At 58.9% G+C, this 15,486-nt stretch carries 14 protein-coding genes and 1 tRNA gene; 11 read left to right on the forward strand and 4 right to left on the reverse strand.

The window, feature by feature from the left end; all coding sequences use genetic code 11:
* Window positions 1-96: 96 nt before the first annotated feature.
* Window positions 97-564 (reverse strand): Hsp20 family protein, encoded by a 468-nt coding sequence (locus EN852_RS01480; protein WP_095806478.1) that lies wholly within the window; start codon window positions 562-564, stop codon window positions 97-99.
* Between the two features lie 513 nt (window positions 565-1,077).
* Between EN852_RS01480 and EN852_RS01485 the strand changes: the two genes are divergently transcribed.
* Complete coding sequence (locus EN852_RS01485; protein WP_127874632.1) at window positions 1,078-2,034, forward strand: alpha/beta hydrolase; 957 nt, start codon at window positions 1,078-1,080, stop codon at window positions 2,032-2,034.
* A gap of 27 nt (window positions 2,035-2,061) precedes the next feature.
* Here the strand turns inward: EN852_RS01485 and hisN are convergent, their stop codons facing one another.
* Both hisN and EN852_RS01495 read right to left on the reverse strand, forming a co-directional pair.
* Window positions 2,062-2,835, reverse strand: coding sequence for a histidinol-phosphatase (gene hisN, locus EN852_RS01490; protein WP_127874633.1), 774 nt, complete (start codon window positions 2,833-2,835; stop codon window positions 2,062-2,064).
* Window positions 2,836-3,192: 357 nt separating this feature from the next.
* Complete coding sequence (locus EN852_RS01495) at window positions 3,193-4,149, reverse strand: N-formylglutamate amidohydrolase (protein WP_127874634.1); 957 nt, start codon at window positions 4,147-4,149, stop codon at window positions 3,193-3,195.
* A gap of 150 nt (window positions 4,150-4,299) precedes the next feature.
* Between EN852_RS01495 and EN852_RS01500 the strand changes: the two genes are divergently transcribed.
* From EN852_RS01500 to EN852_RS01525, 6 genes are all read left to right on the forward strand, one after another.
* A complete protein-coding gene (locus tag EN852_RS01500; RefSeq protein ID WP_006199474.1) occupies window positions 4,300-4,662 on the forward strand; it encodes a response regulator in 363 nt (120 codons plus the stop codon).
* Between the two features lie 231 nt (window positions 4,663-4,893).
* Window positions 4,894-4,968 (forward strand) — tRNA-Val (locus EN852_RS01505).
* 361 nt (window positions 4,969-5,329) lie between these two features.
* The gene (locus tag EN852_RS01510; RefSeq protein ID WP_246694138.1) at window positions 5,330-5,668 is read left to right on the forward strand and encodes a helix-turn-helix domain-containing protein; all 339 of its coding nucleotides are present in this window, start codon (window positions 5,330-5,332) and stop codon (window positions 5,666-5,668) included.
* Window positions 5,665-6,573, forward strand: coding sequence for a hypothetical protein (locus EN852_RS01515; RefSeq protein WP_127874635.1), 909 nt, complete (start codon window positions 5,665-5,667; stop codon window positions 6,571-6,573). Before EN852_RS01510 ends, EN852_RS01515 begins: the two co-directional genes overlap by 4 nt.
* 113 nt (window positions 6,574-6,686) lie before the next feature.
* Window positions 6,687-8,309: a DUF927 domain-containing protein gene (locus EN852_RS01520; RefSeq protein ID WP_127874636.1), complete on the forward strand. Its 1,623-nt coding sequence runs from the start codon at window positions 6,687-6,689 to the stop codon at window positions 8,307-8,309.
* A 151-nt stretch (window positions 8,310-8,460) separates the two neighbouring features.
* Window positions 8,461-9,498: an HNH endonuclease gene (locus EN852_RS01525; RefSeq protein ID WP_210238213.1), complete on the forward strand. Its 1,038-nt coding sequence runs from the start codon at window positions 8,461-8,463 to the stop codon at window positions 9,496-9,498.
* Between the two features lie 44 nt (window positions 9,499-9,542).
* Here EN852_RS01525 and EN852_RS01530 read toward each other — a convergent pair whose 3' ends face one another.
* Window positions 9,543-10,025 carry a hypothetical protein gene (locus EN852_RS01530; RefSeq protein WP_127874637.1) on the reverse strand — a complete coding sequence of 161 codons (483 nt, stop codon included), beginning with the start codon at window positions 10,023-10,025 and terminating at the stop codon, window positions 9,543-9,545.
* Between the two features lie 142 nt (window positions 10,026-10,167).
* Here EN852_RS01530 and EN852_RS01535 point away from each other — a divergent pair, with 142 nt between their 5' ends.
* The 4 genes from EN852_RS01535 to hxsC all read left to right on the forward strand — a co-directional run bounded on the left by EN852_RS01535 (window position 10,168) and on the right by hxsC (window position 15,221).
* Window positions 10,168-11,871: a RecQ family ATP-dependent DNA helicase gene (locus EN852_RS01535; protein ID WP_246694139.1), complete on the forward strand. Its 1,704-nt coding sequence runs from the start codon at window positions 10,168-10,170 to the stop codon at window positions 11,869-11,871.
* 145 nt (window positions 11,872-12,016) lie between these two features.
* Entirely contained in the window at window positions 12,017-12,277 is a 261-nt protein-coding gene (locus EN852_RS01540; protein ID WP_127874638.1) for a hypothetical protein, read from the forward strand.
* Between the two features lie 363 nt (window positions 12,278-12,640).
* A complete protein-coding gene (gene hxsB, locus EN852_RS01545) occupies window positions 12,641-14,059 on the forward strand; it encodes a His-Xaa-Ser system radical SAM maturase HxsB (RefSeq protein WP_210238214.1) in 1,419 nt (472 codons plus the stop codon).
* A gap of 1 nt (window position 14,060) precedes the next feature.
* Window positions 14,061-15,221, forward strand: a complete 1,161-nt coding sequence (hxsC, locus tag EN852_RS01550; protein WP_127874640.1) for a His-Xaa-Ser system radical SAM maturase HxsC — start codon at window positions 14,061-14,063, stop codon at window positions 15,219-15,221.
* Window positions 15,222-15,486 lie beyond the last annotated feature (265 nt).

The raw sequence follows: 15,486 nt of genomic DNA on the forward strand, positions 1-15,486 counted from the left end.
AGAACGGTCCGTTGCCGGTTGGCACAACGAAAAGCGGCGCCTCTCGGCGCCGCTTCCGTCTCGGGGGGAGACGTTGTCTGTGATGGAGCCCGCGGATTACGCGGCGGCCTTGGCTTCGATCTGCTTGGCCTTGTCCGAGGACGAGGTGATCGCGATCTTGCGCGGCTTCAGCTCCTCGGGAATGTTGCGCTTGAGGTCGACGAAGAGCAGGCCGTTCTTCAGCGTGGCGCCTTCCACTTCGACGTGGTCGGCGAGCTGGAAGCGGCGCTCGAAGGCGCGCGAGGCAATGCCGCGATAGAGCAGCTCGGAACCCTCGCCATTGCCCTCTTCCTTGCGCTCGCCCTTGACGGTCAGCACGTTGCGGTGAGCTTCGATCGAGATCTCGTCTTCCGAGAAGCCGGCAACGGCCATCGAGATGCGATAGGCGTTCTCGCCGGTGCGCTCGATGTTATAGGGCGGGTAGGTCTGCGCGGTCTCGGGCTGGCCGAGCGAATCGAGCATGGTGAACAGCCGGTCGAAGCCGACGGTCGAACGATAAAGCGGGGAAAAATCAACGTGACGCATGAGGTGTTCTCCTGTTGAGCAACATGGTTTGCGTATGACCTGGTGCGAAACCCTCGAAAGGCGTTCCGGATAGGCCAGCGGCCCCGACATCGGCGGCCGCAAACTTCATTTGGGAAGCGGAGAAAGCCATTTCAAGGCTTTTTGATCGACGCAAAACCGCCATGTTGATGAACGGCGGATGAACTCAGGCTTCGGCATCCGTTCACCCGGGCTTTGTTAGGTTTCGGTCAAGTCAGGCAATTCGGGAAAAGCGCGAGGCGCTTTCCGCAGAATTGCGTCAAGACAAAGAGACAAGCGGCGCCTTGATCCCGGCACCGCGACGAGGCCGAACCGGGTGCAACGTCCCTTCCTCCCGGATCGACAGAGGCCGGAAGTGCGCCGCAGGCACTTCCGGCCTTCCCTTTGCGAGTTGCCGCGTAACGCCTCGCGACGCCTTTGCTTTTGCCGCCCGGCCGTCTATCACCATGCCAACGCCTCGCCCGTCCGGGCAAAGAACAGGCAACGACGCGCCGAATGACGGATCTTTTCCATCTGACCGAGGACAATCTCGCGCCGCAGAACGCGGCGGGCGGCTTCTTCACCACGCGTGACGGCAAGAAGATCCGCTACGGCGTCTTCGCAGCGGTCGCCCGCCCGCTGCTGGGCACGGTGGTTCTGCTGACCGGACGCAACGAGTGCATCGAGAAATATTTCGAGACCATCCGCGACCTCGCCGATCGCGGCTTCGGCGTCGCGATCCTCGACTGGCGGGGCCAGGGCGATTCCAGCCGTCTGCTGCGCGACCGTCAGCGCGGCCATGTCCGCAGCTTCCGCGACTATACGCGCGACTTGGAGCAATTTTTCGAAGAGATCGTGCTGCCCGACTGCCGCGGCCCCTATTACATCCTCGCCCACTCGACCGGGGCGGTGATTGCGCTGCTTGCCTCGCCGTCCATGGTCAATCGGGTGCGGCGCATGGTGCTGCTGGCGCCTTTTCTGGAGGTGCCGGACATGCCGGTCTCGATAGCCACGGTGCGGCGCGTCTGCGCGATCTTCTGCGCGCTTGGCCTCGGCTGGCTCTACGCGGCGATCGGTCCGCGACCGAAAGTGCCGCCGCCTTTCGAGGTGAACAAGGTGACCTCGGACCCGGCGCGTTACCGCCGCAATGTCGGAATCTATGAAGCCTGGCCGCAGCTCGCGCTCGGCGGTCCGACCATCCGCTGGCTGAAGGCCGCGGCCGCCGCCGCGCAAGCCGTCAGCGATCCGGATTTCATGGCAAGGGTCCGGGTGCCGATGCTGATCGTGGCCGCCGGCGCCGACCGGGTGGTCTCGACCAAGGCGGTGGAAGCCTATGCCAGGAAACTGCGCGTCGGCTCGCTGTTGATGATCGACGGCGCCGAGCACGAACTCCTGCAGGAGAAGGATATCTACCGCGAGCAGCTGCTCGCCGCCTTCGATGCCTTCATTCCGGGCACCGGCGACGCCCCCTGATCGCGGTCGCAACCAGGCCGCGGCGGATCAACCGCGCAGCGCCGCCATTGCCGCGGCGTGCAGCTCCGGTGTCGCCGCGGCCAATATATCGCCGCCCTTCTCCGCCGGGCCTCCTTCGAAAGTGGTGACGACACCGCCGGCCTTCTCGATGATCGGGATCAGCGCGACGATGTCGTAGGGCTTCAAGCCCGGATCGGCGACGATGTCGACACAGCCCGCGGCCACCATGGCGAAGGCGTAGCAGTCGGTTCCGTAGCGGGCGAGCTGGACCTTCGCCTCGAACTGGTCGTAGCGCTTGCGCGCTTCGCCTTTGAACAGGGCGGGCGTGGTAGTGAACAGTGTCGCTTGCGAGAGCTCGGTCGTCTTGCGGGTCGAGAGCCTGCGCGGGCCGCCCGGTCCTTCATAGTGCGAGCCGAAGGCGTTGGCATAGAACAGCTCGCCGGTGAAGGGTTGCGACATCATGCCGGCAACCGCGTCGCCGTCGGCGGTCAACCCGACCAGCGTTCCCCAGACCGGAAGGCCGGAAATGAAGGCGCGGGTGCCGTCGATCGGGTCGATCACCCAGACATGCCGGTTGGTGATGTTCTGGCTGCCATGCTCTTCGCCGAGGATGCCGTGCTCGGGATATTCGGCGGAGATCAGCGCCCGGATCGCGCGCTCGGCTTCGCGATCGGCCTCCGTGACCGGGTCGAAGCTTCCCGCCTCCTTGTTGGCGACCGCCCCCTGGCTGCGGAAGCGCGGCAAGGTTTCCGCGGCGGCGGCATGCGCTATGCGCCGCATGAAATCGGTGCTGATATCCAATTCACTCTCCCCGTCGCGGCCTTTGCCAGCCGCTCTTTCTCGGTAGAACAGGCGCGCTGACGATGGTCAGGCGCCCGTTTTCTGTTGCCCTAATGTCACATCTGAACCGTCGAAGCGGAATTTCCACATCATATTGAATTAAAAAACCCTGCTGTCGATTGACATTTGTGCGCCGCACAATAATTTTGTCATCGGACAGGTTTTCCTGTCCATGCCCTCCTTGGGCGTTTCCTCCCTAGACTTCGACCGTGTCGTGAAAACGATGCGGTCTTTTTTTCGGGCAATTCCCGAAAAAGCGTGAAGCGTTTTCCGTCTGGAATTGCGTTTAAAAAGAACTCGAGCGCGCCGACCGCGCCGTCATTCCGCCGCGAGCGGCAAATCGACGAAATGATAGTCGGGCATCGACATCAGGTCGGCCGAGAAGCGGGTCAGGTCGCAGGCCAGGGCGTCGAAACCGGCCGATTTCTGGAATGTCCGCTCATCCATGTAAAGCCCGCGATTGACCTCGATCTGCAGCGCATGCAGATGCCGCGCCGGTCGGCCGTAATGCTCGGTGATGAACCCGCCGGCATAGGGCTTGTTGTGCGCGACCGTATACCCCATGCCGACAAGCAGGCTGATCGCCATCTCGGTGAGCGCCGGCGAGGCCGAGATGCCGAACCGGTCGCCGATGATGAAGTCGGGCCGCGCGCCATTGTCGCCGACGCGGATCGAGGCCGGCATCGAGTGGCAGTCGATCAGCACGGCGTAGCCGAACCTGGCATGCGTCCTGGTCAGGAGCCGCTTCAGCGTCTCGTGATAAGGTTTGTATACCGCCTCGATGCGTCCCACTGCCTCGGCCAAAGGCAGCCGGCCGGGATAGATATCCAGCCCTTCGCCGACCAGCTTGGGCACCGTGCCCAACCCGCCGGCAACGCGCGCCGAGCGGATGTTGCAGAAGGACGGCACCGGCTCCGCGAACATGCGTGGATCGAGCTCCCAGGGCTCGCGGTTGACGTCGAGATAAGCGCGCGGAAAGTTCGCTGCCAGCAGCGGCGCGCCGAGCGGCACGGCGCCGCCGAAGAGTTCCTCGACATAGCAGTCCTCCGACCGGCGGATGGCGTTGCGGTCGAGCCGCGCCATGGCCAGGAACCGCTCCGGATAATGGCGGCCGCTATGCGGCGAGTTGAACAGGAAGGGGACGCGCTGCTCGGCGCCCGATCGGATTTCGAAGGGTGGAACGACCGAAAAATCCTCGGCTGCCGTCTTCAATTTGTGCGAACCAGGATGAAGCACTGCATCATGACGCAAAACTTGCCACCTTGCGTGCGGCATGTCCAGCGTTTCAGGCGGCAAAACCGCGCCTCGAACCGCATCTGGCATGCCCTTCATTCACTTGATGTTTACCGGCTCCATCTCATATACGGGATGGTTAACGGTCTTGCCCGGCGGCAGGCTTGGGGCGGGTGATTCGGACGGGATATGATGGCACGCATTCTGCTGGCGGAAGACGATGACGATATGCGCCGCTTCCTCGTCAAGGCGCTGGAACGCGCCGGCTACCAGGTAAGCGATTTCGACAATGGCGCCAGCGCCTATGAGCGGTTGCGCGAAGAACCCTTCTCGCTGCTTTTGACCGATATCGTCATGCCGGAAATGGACGGCATCGAGCTCGCCCGCCGCGCCACCGAGATCGATCCCGACCTCAAGGTGATGTTCATCACCGGCTTCGCCGCCGTCGCGCTCAATCCCGATTCCAAGGCGCCCAAGGACGCCAAGGTGCTGTCGAAGCCCTTCCACCTGCGCGATCTCGTCAACGAGGTCGAGAAGATGCTGCAGGCGGCCTAAAGCATGTCTCCCGAAAGTGGTAACCGGTTTCGGGACGAAGACATGCGCAAAATCAAAAAAGCTAAAGCGCATGGAGCGAATCTGAAAGATCGCGACGCGCTTTAGCCGCCTCCGGCCCATATCGGGCCTTGCATCGGCAGGCGCTTCGCCGATGCGACAAACGGAAGCCGTCTTTCCACATTCCTGCTATTGACGCGCCGGATCAAAAGTGGTGTATGCGCGGCGTCGGATGGGCGTGTAGCTCAGCGGGAGAGCACTGCATTGACATTGCAGGGGTCACAAGTTCAATCCTTGTCACGCCCACCATCCGAACCCTTTGAAAAGTAGCGATTTTTACCCGATTGACCGTTAAGCGGTTGGTAAAGGCATTCGAGCCAGCAATCGCACAGCAATCATCCTGGCAGGCAAATCCGGGTACTTCGGGGATTTTTTTGCGGCTCTGTTGCAACCCGAAACGATCAGTCATATGTAATTGTCCGCAGCGTAAGAAGAAGAAGCGGGAATACCGCCACTGAAGGCACGAGTCTCGGCTAACATGCCGAGGATCCAGAGGGAGCTGCCCCCACCGTCCAAGCGGGTCCGCCTGAACAACCCCAACTCAACACTGGGGATGGTCAGCGAGTCCGCATTCAGCGAGCTGTCCATCCCTTCCTGAAGGATGGATCCGATGAGCAGCTACGGTGATGAAATCTTCGTCAACATTTATGAAGCGTTGCAGGCTACGCCGAATTTTTTCTCGCCGGGCTTTGATGTGTTGTCTGCCCTCTCACCCGGCAAGCAACTGGACCGATCTGCCTACCGAGACAGCGACTTCCTCAACACCCGCGCCGCTGCCGATTTCTTGCGAGTCAAACCGAAGACACTGCAGAACTGGCGCACTTCCCGCAACGGCCCTCGCTATGCCCGTATCGGGGGCACGGTATCGTATATGGTCGGAGACCTTCGCGCTTTTGTCGATGCGGGGCTGCGCACAAGCACGTCCGATCGCGGGAGCTTCGTTGCGTGACGATTTCCAAGTTCATCTACGACCATGAATCGGATGTTCGCGATCGCCTGAAGGGCATCGTGCCTGAAGCTGCGGCTGCGGCGGAAGCGGCCGGGCGTCGCCATAAGGGCAACGTATCCTCTGTCAGGTTTTCCGTTGATGGGCTGGCGAGAAGGCAGGCCAACGCCGTCCATGACGTCAGGGCCGCTGGTCTCGACGTTCGGGCTTACAAGGATGCCATACACAAGGGTTTCGACAGTCTCCACCGGGGTCCTGCGAAAAGCGCCGCCTGCGTCTATGAGCGCTTCCGCGCTCGGCTGACGGTCTTGACGAAAATCGCACCGTTGTTCGCCGACGGCGAGAATGTGCATACGGTCGCGCTGGCCAAGATCGGCCACCGGCAGCCGGTGGGATCACTTGACCAGTTTCGGCCTACGGCCGCCTTGGGGATGGTCAAAACGATCCATGGAAAGCTGCGCAACGCCGGGGTCTCCTCCAAGGTCTTCGGCATCGTGGAGGTGTCGCTGATCGATGTGGACGGTCGGCTGCTCTACGAGCCGCATGTCCACATGATCATCAGGGGTCCGACCTACGAGGAGCTATCGGCGGTGGTCCCCCGTCGCCCTCGCCACAACTCTAAAATGGAGTCGGTCTACCATAGCGGGGGCTCCGGCTTGTACTTCACCAAGTTCGAACCTGAAGAACGGTCCGGCTACGAGGATAGCCGCGGCAACCAAGGTCGGCAGCGCAATAGGATGCAAGCATCCGAGCGCGCTGAGTGGCTTGAGTGGTACGCGCGCCACGGCATGGCCGAACTCATGATTCTCAGGGGCTTCCAGCCGGGTTTGATGAAGCAGTTCATGGCTGCCGATTTGCGCGAGTTAGTTCGCAAATTCCTCGGAATACGGCGTCGGGGGCGTGGTTGAGGCCTTCAAGGGGCATGTTGAAGGTGAGACCTGAATAACTGCAACCGGTGGCCGATGATGGCGAACGCCAATTTTTTGGCGCTGTGCGTAACTAGGTGGGAAAGGTGGGGAAGGTGGGAAAAGAGATGTCGTCGGGTCGGGAAATGCCCGGATCTGAACAATTGGCAAACGGTCCGTGCGTTCTCGATAAGGTGCGGGACCAAGAAGGTCGCATCCACTTCAAATACGGGACCGACAAGGCTGCGATCTGGTTTTCCGCCGCCGATCTCGTCAGGGATGACAAGGCCGTTTTCGCCGATCTGGTGGACGCCGGTTTCGCCTTCCTTTCCTCAAAGCCACGAACGGCCCTTTTGACCGCGCTGGATCAACATTCGAGCGTCCGCGATGCGCTCGTAGCCATCAGACCGGGGTGGCTGAGCGACGATATCTACGTGTTCGGTGACGGCGCGGTGGTCCGAGAGGACGGCCTCGACAGCGAGATTCTAATTGCCTTTAAGCATGACGCTCGGTTTACGCCGGTAGGGGAAATCAAAGCATGGAAGGCCGGTATTAGCCGGATCGTTGGGGGCGAGGCGCTGGCCGCCTTCTTGTTGTCCTACGCCTTCGTCGGTCCGCTGCTACGCTTTGCCCCATCCTATTTGACCAACCCGTTCGTTGAGCTTGTGGGGCCGCCGGAATGTGGCAAAACCACATTCGCGATCATGGCGGCAGGTGCCTACGCCGGAAACCCCAATAGCAATGTAGGGGGTGGTGAGACATGGAACATGACCGAACAAGCATTCGATGACGTCCGGAAGCATTTTCAGGACTCAATGCTCTTTGTTGACGAACAGAACGAGATGGATCTGGCGTTAAGAACGTCAGGCAAAATGGCCTTTAAACAATCATCCTCTTCAGGCCGACGCAGGCTAGGACAGCCGCCGGAACAGGGCATCAAGGTAGCTCTACTATCAACAGCGAACGAGGCCTCGAAGGACGCGATGCAAGGCAAAGCGGACGTTGTTGCCGCCGCCGGAAGTCGAACCTGCACGATCGCGTTTAAAGGACCGATAATGACGGTATGCCCCGAAGGATTCTCTAATCCGGAGAAGGCCATGTATGGCCTGAGAAAGTTTTGTGATGTGCAGTACGGCACTGCGGGTCGCAAGTTCGTCCAAGCGGTGGCCAAGCAAGTCAAGGAGAGTGGAGCGAAAGCTCTTGGTGACAGAATTGAGCTTTTGATGAGCGATTTCCGGTCTCAGGTTTCGTCCAAAGAGGCACCCGCCCGTGTCGTCAATGCCTTCGCGCTCACGTACGCCGCAGGTCGGCTCGCCCGCGCATGGGGAGTGCTTCCCGCTTTTGAACAGACCATTGCCAAGGCCGTTCGAACCATTTTTGATCTGGCCAGCCCAGCCACGGCATCCGAATCGAAGGACATCGAGTGGGCTTTGGAGCGCACACAATCAGTGCTTCAGAAGTATGCCACCCGCACAAGGGATTTGAACGAAGGAAAGGCTGCTCACATCTTCTGGGAGCCGCCGTTTGCTTATCGCAAAAGTGTCCATAAGGTGGTGACCTACTATGTCCCCACCGAGAACCTTCAGCAGGCATTGGGTTCGGACTGCCAGCGGGTTCTTCAGCGACTCAGAGCGGATGGCAAGCTCAAGTCCGAAGGGGGCAACAAGCCGAAGCTCTCAATCAAAGCCCCAACTTTCGTGCCGGTGGGCGGCCAGCGGGTCTATTGCATCACGCTGTGAGAGCTGGTCTGGGTGTCACTATAGAAAATATTCGTAACAGCCTGCCGGTCCCATTTTGCAAATATTAGTTGATATAACTGTCAATACCGAAGCCGCAGGACGCTGCCATCAAATCTGGGACGCTGGGCGGCGTCTTTTTTTGGGGGTACACATGAGCCTATCTGATCTCACGCGGTCCGCCGTCGAACTGGCCATAGCCGAGTACGACGAAATCGGTCCCGAGCGCTTTCTGGAAAAATATGGCTTCGCCAAAGCCCGAAAGTATTTTCTGGTCATTGGGAATCGCGAATATCACTCAAAAGCCATTGCCGGGGCAGCCCATGGTTATCTTCCCGGGCGGCATTTGCCGCTGCGCTCGATCGATTTCTCAGGCGGGGAGAACACAGTTGCGCACGTGCTGGGCAATCTCGGCTTTGCCGTGCGCTCCACAGAACCGAAGCCACGCAATCCGACTTGGACCCGTGATGAGCTGATCCTCGCTCTCGATTTCTATATGGAGAACCCAGCCTCTCCACCGGGCAAGACCAGCAGCAAGATCGCTAAGCTCTCGGAAGACCTGAACAAGTTGGCCGTGATCCTTGGTGTTTCGGGTGATGGGCAATTCCGCAACCCAAACGGCGTCTACATGAAGGTAATGAACTTTCGGCGTTTTGATCCTACGTTCGCGACCGCAGGCAAATCTGGCTTGAGCCATGGTGGACGCGAGGAAGAGCTCGTCTGGAGGGAATTCTCCCAAACTCCTGACCTGTTGCGCTCCGTCGCGACCGCAATCCGAGCCGCCATCAACGGGGAAACGCTACACACGTCCCCGCCTGATTTCGACTACATAGAAGAAGCGGAAGAAGGCCGCCTTCTCACGGTCCTGCACCAACGAAGAGAACGTAACAGAAAGCTGGTAGAAGCTCGCAAGCAGAAGGCGCTGGACGAGACGCGCGAGCTTCGTTGCGAAGCTTGCGACCTGTCCTTCGCGGACCGGTATGGCCCGCATGGCGACGGCTTCATCGAGGTGCATCACCTTCGTCCTCTCCACACGCTGCGTGAGGGCGACAAGACGGCTGTGAGCGACCTAGCGTTGGTCTGCGCAAACTGCCATCGGATGATCCACCGTCGCAAACCTTGGCTATCGGTTACGCAACTCAGGATGCTGTTAAACCAGAGACCGACGGCAGCCCGCCCTGAGACCTGTTGAACCCGAGAAAGATTGGCGAAGTGCCCACCACCCGCCCGCCGCGCTCACTGGCTGCAAAACGAGGATGGTTCGATCGTATACGTGGCCTCTGAAATCTTCGTCAGATTCCCCGATCCGACATCGTAGAAGCGCCGGACGCACGTGTCATATTTGCCGTTGCTCGTGTCCATCCAGTCAGCCTGCAGGAGAGTGCTGTCGATGCCATAGTGGAGTTGAAGCTGGTAGTTGTCCTCGCCGCCGAGGGGGAAATCGACCAACCTGCCATCGCGGCCGTCAATCAGAAACGCGAAGATGCAAGACGTGCCACAGCCAATTTCGATCACGGAGAAATGGCCGCCGTAGTTCGGGCCGGACTTCATTCCGTTCCGAATCCTCGTCTTGAATTGGGCAGCGGAGCCCGCAAACTTTGGCAGGACTGGCTTCCCCTTGAGGTACATTTTGGTTGGATAGTCGCTGAATTTTGGATCTGCCGCAGCCGGTGAGATACCGAGCAGAATGGCAGCTAATAGCGCGAAAGTTAGTTTCATCGGACTGTCCAATTCCTTATCGACAAGGAGATGCCTGCGGCCGCCGAGGGTGTCAACGGCCCTACACTCGGTCTTAACGTAGGTTTCTCATATTCTCTCCGGCCTTGAATGCTTCGAGGAACGCCCCGCAGCTGCGGGTTACATGGAAAGGCTTGATGTGAACGTGCCAACCAGCTGGCCCATGATTCGGCAGCAGGTTTTGCAACGGGACGGCTATCGGTGCGTCTCTTGTGGCGTCCAACTCAAATCAGCAGACGCGGACGTTCACCACTTGCTGCCCCGCTCAATGGGCGGGACCGACGAATTATCGAATTTGGTCTCGCTCTGCGACGGCTGCCACGCGCGCCACCACCCCAACTTGGCCGGTGGCCTCGCAAGACGGGCGATTGAAAGATGGGCAGTGCGCCTCGCCAAATGGCTGGACCGCGAAGGAGTCGTGACCGAAGCGGCGGGCAACTTCGGACCTGCTCTCAGGCTGTTTGGCCTTGAACGATTTCGTCACGGGCAGCTCCCAATCGTTCTGGCGGCTCTCTCCGGAAAATCCATATTGGTTGTCAGCCCTACGGGCTCCGGAAAGACCCTGTGTTTTCAGCTTCCTGCGGTCCTGAGACGTGGGGTCGCCCTAGTTGTATCTCCGTTGAAGGCACTGATGGCGGAGCAGGTCTCCGACCTTCTGGCGAAGAAGATACCGGCTACATTCATCAACAGTGATCTTAGCCGCGAGGAGAAGGCGATCCGATTCTCGCTGCTTAGCCAGAAGGCCATAAAGCTGCTCTATGTCGCGCCGGAGCGCTTTTTCGTTCGTAGCGACGCCGAGCGCAGCCAGATCAAGCGCAGCGAGCCGTCCTTTCTGGTCATTGACGAAGCCCATTGTGTTGACCGCTGGGGTGAAGATTTTCGTCCTGAGTACGGACGGTTGCGCGAGGTCAGGGAAAAGCTCGGTGCCCCACCTGTCCTGGCGTTCACAGCCACCGCGGGAAAGGAAATGCAGGATCGGATCCTTGCATCCCTCGGCATCCCCGACGCAAAGGTATTCGTTCGCGACGTGGACAGGCCAAACATCGCGCTGCTGCGGCGGCAGTGTCGGGCTGATCAGCGAGCGCTGGAAATAGCTTCCATGCTCTCGCTGCCTCAGTTGAAAGGGCAGAAGGCGATGGTCTTTGTCCCTACGGTCAAAGTGGGCGATGAAGTCAAGGCTGCCTTGTCCGCTCTAGGGCTGGATGTCCCATTTTATCATTCCAAGCTCGGCAACGCTTGGGAACGGCAGGAACTCGTGAAGCGGTTTTTGGGGCAGAGCCGCCCAGTAGCCGATCAAATTATTTGCACCAACGCCTTTGGCATGGGTCTCGACGTCCCGAATGTGCGGCTTGTGATACATTGGCAGCAATCAGCCTCCGTTGAGGACTTGTTGCAAGAGTTCGGTCGCGCTGGACGAGATCGTAAGCCGTCGGCGTCGGTCATTTTCCACGATGGCCCGGGCCGGGGTGACACGGGACGGCTCAGATACATGGCTGAGTTGACGGTCTCGAACGCACCGGGAGACGACCAGCAAAGAGCGGTCATGCTGAACCAGCGGAACCGAAACATCGATCAAGTGGCTGCCATGCTTCGTTCGACCTCCTGTTTTCGGAAATCGGTCAGTGGCTATTTCGGTGACGGCGTAATCCGGCGAAGACTGACCCTTTCCGAACGTATCCTTGATTGGGTTTTTGGAACAGGCGCACCAAAGATGCGCCGGACGGCCTGCTGCGATAGCTGCGACGCTGAATTGATTAAGAGGCACGGTACAGCCGCCTATCTTGCATGGGTCGTGGGAGGTGAACTTCCGGGACGTAGCCGACGGTGAGCGGAGTTGTGGGACCGAGCCGTCTACGGACACAATACAGTATTGAACAATCATATTAGTGGAAGCTTAAGCACTTCTGCGCAATTGGTACTTGCCCAGATTGACCGGCCTTGCTAATGAATCCGTGCAAACGGGGGTTTGGATAATGTCAAAACGTAGTTTTCTATCGCCAGTGGCCTTGTCGGCCACGATGATTCTTGGCGGCCAAGTGCAGGCCGCACCGCTTGTCGAATCGGCAAATCAGCCTTCGACCAAGCTGGCAGAAGCTGGCACTGTTCCGGCGAACCTCGGCTATGGTGAAGTGCTCGACCGCTCAAATGGCACTGACGTCATCATGGCGTACCATACCAGCCATTCGAGCCATGCTAGTCACGGGTCTCACTGCTCTGGCTACAGCTATTGCTGATGGCGGACACTCCTCGCGATAGCGAGCTCGTCCGGACTGCCCAAGCCAAGTTTGATCTGTCTGTCTTCGGCCTCGACTGTGTGAAGCGCGCAGCTTACCGGGTAACCGGCAACGCTGCCGTCGAGATCGCTATCGAAGGAGGCTTCGCAGTCTGCACGATCAACTTCAGCAAGGCGGTCGGGCGAGCTTCGGCCGACGAAGCGATAGAGAGGCTGCGGCTCGAAGTCTTGGACCAAGACCTGCGAGGGACGATCGCAGCCGAAACAGCTTCAGTTAGGAACGCGATATTGGCATTGGCCTTCTCGAGATCGGGCCTACAGGCGGATGACTAGGTTTGCTCCGGCGAGCGACTTTCGCCGCCCAGTGGACGACACGTACCAGCTGGCTTACTTCCGTTTTTCGCCGCTGGATGACGAACGTTATGTCCTGACTAACCAAGCCGGTGAATATCTGGTGCTGCCGCGCGCCGTGCTGGCTTCTTTTGTCAAGCACGAACTGCCAAGCGCTCACCCGGCGTACTCACGTCTTCGCAGCAGACAATTTCTGTTCGATGCCTCGTCAAATTTGGGGCGAGACCTATTAGCGCTGAAGGTTCGCACCAAGGCAAAGCGGCTTGAGAACTTCACGTCGCTTCACATCATGGTCGTATCCCTGCGGTGCGAACATTCCTGCCCGTACTGTCAGGTTTCTCGTCAAAGCGAGGATCGCTCGGCCTTCGACATGTCGGAGGAGACTGCCGAGAAGGCGTTGGCCCTGATTTTTCAATCCCCCAGTCCGGCGATCAAGATCGAATTCCAAGGCGGCGAACCCCTCCTAAACTTCCCTTTGATCCAGCATGTGGTGCGCCGTGCTGAAGAGATCAATCAGATGGCCGGGCGATCCTTGCAGTTCGTTATCACGACAAACCTCGCCGTCGTGACGGACGAAATCCTAGAGTTTTGCCGCCAGCACAGCATCCTGATCTCCACATCGCTCGATGGTCCCGCTGCCCTTCACAACGCCAACCGCCCCCGTCCCGGAAAAAACAGCTACGAGTTGGCCGTCGCAGGCATTCACAAGGCTAGAGACGTCCTCGGCCATGAGCGCGTCAGCGCGTTGATGACCACTACCAAGGCCAGCCTCTCGCAAGTCCGCACGATCATCGACGAGTATGTTGGCTTGCAGTTCCCCGGGATCTTCCTTCGACCGCTTTCTCCATACGGTTTCGCCGTCAAGACGAAGTTCTATGCCGCCTACGACGTGGACCGCTGGCTCGATTTCTATTTCGAAGGGCTGAACTACATCCTTGAACTGAATCGGAATGGCATTCCTTTCAAGGAATTTTATGCGGCGACAATCCTCACGAAGATGCTGACGCCGTTCGAGCCCGGATACGTGGACCTTATGAGCCCAGCTGGCATCGGTATCTCAGCCGTGGTCTACAACTACGACGCCAGCGTATACGCCTCTGACGAGGCTCGGATGCTGGCTGAAATGGGCGACAAAACGTTCCTGCTCGGGAATGTTCACGAAAACACCTATTCGGAGATCTTTGGGGCCGATGCTCTACTGGACCCGATCGAGCTATCCTTCGCGGGTTCAGTCCCAATGTGTTCCGAGTGCGCTTACGAGCCGTTTTGTGGTTCCGACCCGGTGTTCCACACCGCAACGCATGGCGACTTCGTTGGCCTCAAGACCCGCTCCGGCTTCTGCAACCGTAACATGTCAATCTTCAAAAGACTGATTGCGCTGATGGAAAGCGACGTTGCTATTCGTGAGCTGTTTCTGAGCTGGGCGAACTAAGATGCTACGTTTGAGCGGATTTGCCTCGTCAGCCAACATCGACCCGTCCGCCCCTCGATCGGCACTGCGGCTTGTGACTGCACCAACAGGTCAGGCACCGAATCCAGACCATGACGCCTATCTTTTCCGGGGTGACAAATCTGCTCCTGACTGCCGATGGGTCGTGACCTTTGAAGAGCATCAGGCCGAGGCTGAGGAGATCTTCCCAAACCGAGAGCTGATTGTTCTGCCTGAATACTTTTCCTATCTTAGCGACGGGGACGTTATCCGCTTTGGGCCGGATCGAAAGGCGGTGCGCGTCCTCTTTCGCAAGGAAGCCAACGCGAACTATTTCCTTGTGACCGAGCGGTGCAACCATCTCTGCTTGATGTGCTCTCAGCCGCCAAAGGATGTTGATGATCACTGGCTGGCGCGAGAGATCGTAGATGTACTGCCGCTGCTGCCTACGACTACACCGTTTCTTGGCATCACCGGCGGAGAGCCAACGCTTGTCGGCGAGGACTTTTTCGAGATTTTGTCCTGTGCCCGCGACCACCTGCCCTCCACACCAATCCACATTCTTTCAAATGGGCGGACATTCAAGGACAGGGCCTTCGCACAGAGATATAGAGCGATTGGACACCCACGTCTCTCGGTGGGCATACCGATCTATTCCGCAGACCCAGAGGTCCACGACTTTGTCGTTCAATCCAAGGGCGCGTTCGATGAGACTATCCGCGGGATCATGAACCTGAAGGCCGTCGGAGCTGAAGTCGAGATACGGGTTGTGGTTCACAAGCAGACCTACGAAGGGCTCGTCGATCTATCGGATTTCATTTTCAGAAACCTGACCTTTGTCGATCACGTGACGTTTATGGGCCTTGAGATCACCGGGTTCACCAGAGCAAACATGGATAAGCTCTGGATGGACCCGTATGACTATCGCAATGAACTGCGGGCGGCCGTGCAGTATCTGGCTGCAGCAAGGATCAACGTCTCCGTCTACAATCACCAGCTTTGTCTTCTTGATAGGTCCCTCCACGGATACGCAAAGCGGTCGATCAGCGATTGGAAAAATGAGTATGTCGACGAGTGTACGCGATGCTCCCGACGTGACGAGTGCGGTGGCTTCTTTTCGTCAAGCAGCCTCGCGCGAAGCTCTCATATCTCGGCGTTTCAATAATCTAGGACTTTGGTGAGGCGGTGCCTTGATCGGAGCACTGACAGCCAGCGACATCAGCTCTGGTGCCAGAAGCGTTCACGTCAAGCACGAGGGGCTCCCTCGGACGCGCGATCTGGGCATCAAGCTAGACAGGCCAGACCTAGGATCTGACTCGCGTATCAGGCATGGCGTTGCCAACGCCATGCCTGATGCGCTTGTCGCTCCGCGTCAAAACAGGATTCCCGACCGTTTGCCAATACAAGGTCGCGCCGCTCGCACACGGCAG

Origin of the sequence: Mesorhizobium sp. M2E.F.Ca.ET.209.01.1.1 (genome assembly GCF_004010375.2) — a bacterium.
In the GTDB taxonomy this organism is placed as follows: Bacteria; Pseudomonadota; Alphaproteobacteria; order Rhizobiales; family Rhizobiaceae; genus Mesorhizobium.

Bases quoted from the DNA above. Each gene is read 5' to 3' on its own strand.
- EN852_RS01480 (WP_095806478.1), bottom strand. From the start codon at position 564: ATGCGTCACGTTGATTTTTCCCCGCTTTATCGTTCGACCGTCGGCTTC.
- EN852_RS01485 (WP_127874632.1), top strand. From the start codon at position 1,078: ATGACGGATCTTTTCCATCTGACCGAGGACAATCTCGCGCCGCAGAAC.
- EN852_RS01495 (WP_127874634.1), bottom strand. From the start codon at position 4,149: ATGCCGCACGCAAGGTGGCAAGTTTTGCGTCATGATGCAGTGCTTCAT.
- EN852_RS01500 (WP_006199474.1), top strand. From the start codon at position 4,300: ATGGCACGCATTCTGCTGGCGGAAGACGATGACGATATGCGCCGCTTC.
- EN852_RS01510 (WP_246694138.1), top strand. From the start codon at position 5,330: ATGAGCAGCTACGGTGATGAAATCTTCGTCAACATTTATGAAGCGTTG.
- EN852_RS01525 (WP_210238213.1), top strand. From the start codon at position 8,461: ATGAGCCTATCTGATCTCACGCGGTCCGCCGTCGAACTGGCCATAGCC.
- EN852_RS01530 (WP_127874637.1), bottom strand. From the start codon at position 10,025: ATGAAACTAACTTTCGCGCTATTAGCTGCCATTCTGCTCGGTATCTCA.
- EN852_RS01535 (WP_246694139.1), top strand. From the start codon at position 10,168: ATGGAAAGGCTTGATGTGAACGTGCCAACCAGCTGGCCCATGATTCGG.
- EN852_RS01540 (WP_127874638.1), top strand. From the start codon at position 12,017: ATGTCAAAACGTAGTTTTCTATCGCCAGTGGCCTTGTCGGCCACGATG.
- hxsC (WP_127874640.1), top strand. From the start codon at position 14,061: ATGCTACGTTTGAGCGGATTTGCCTCGTCAGCCAACATCGACCCGTCC.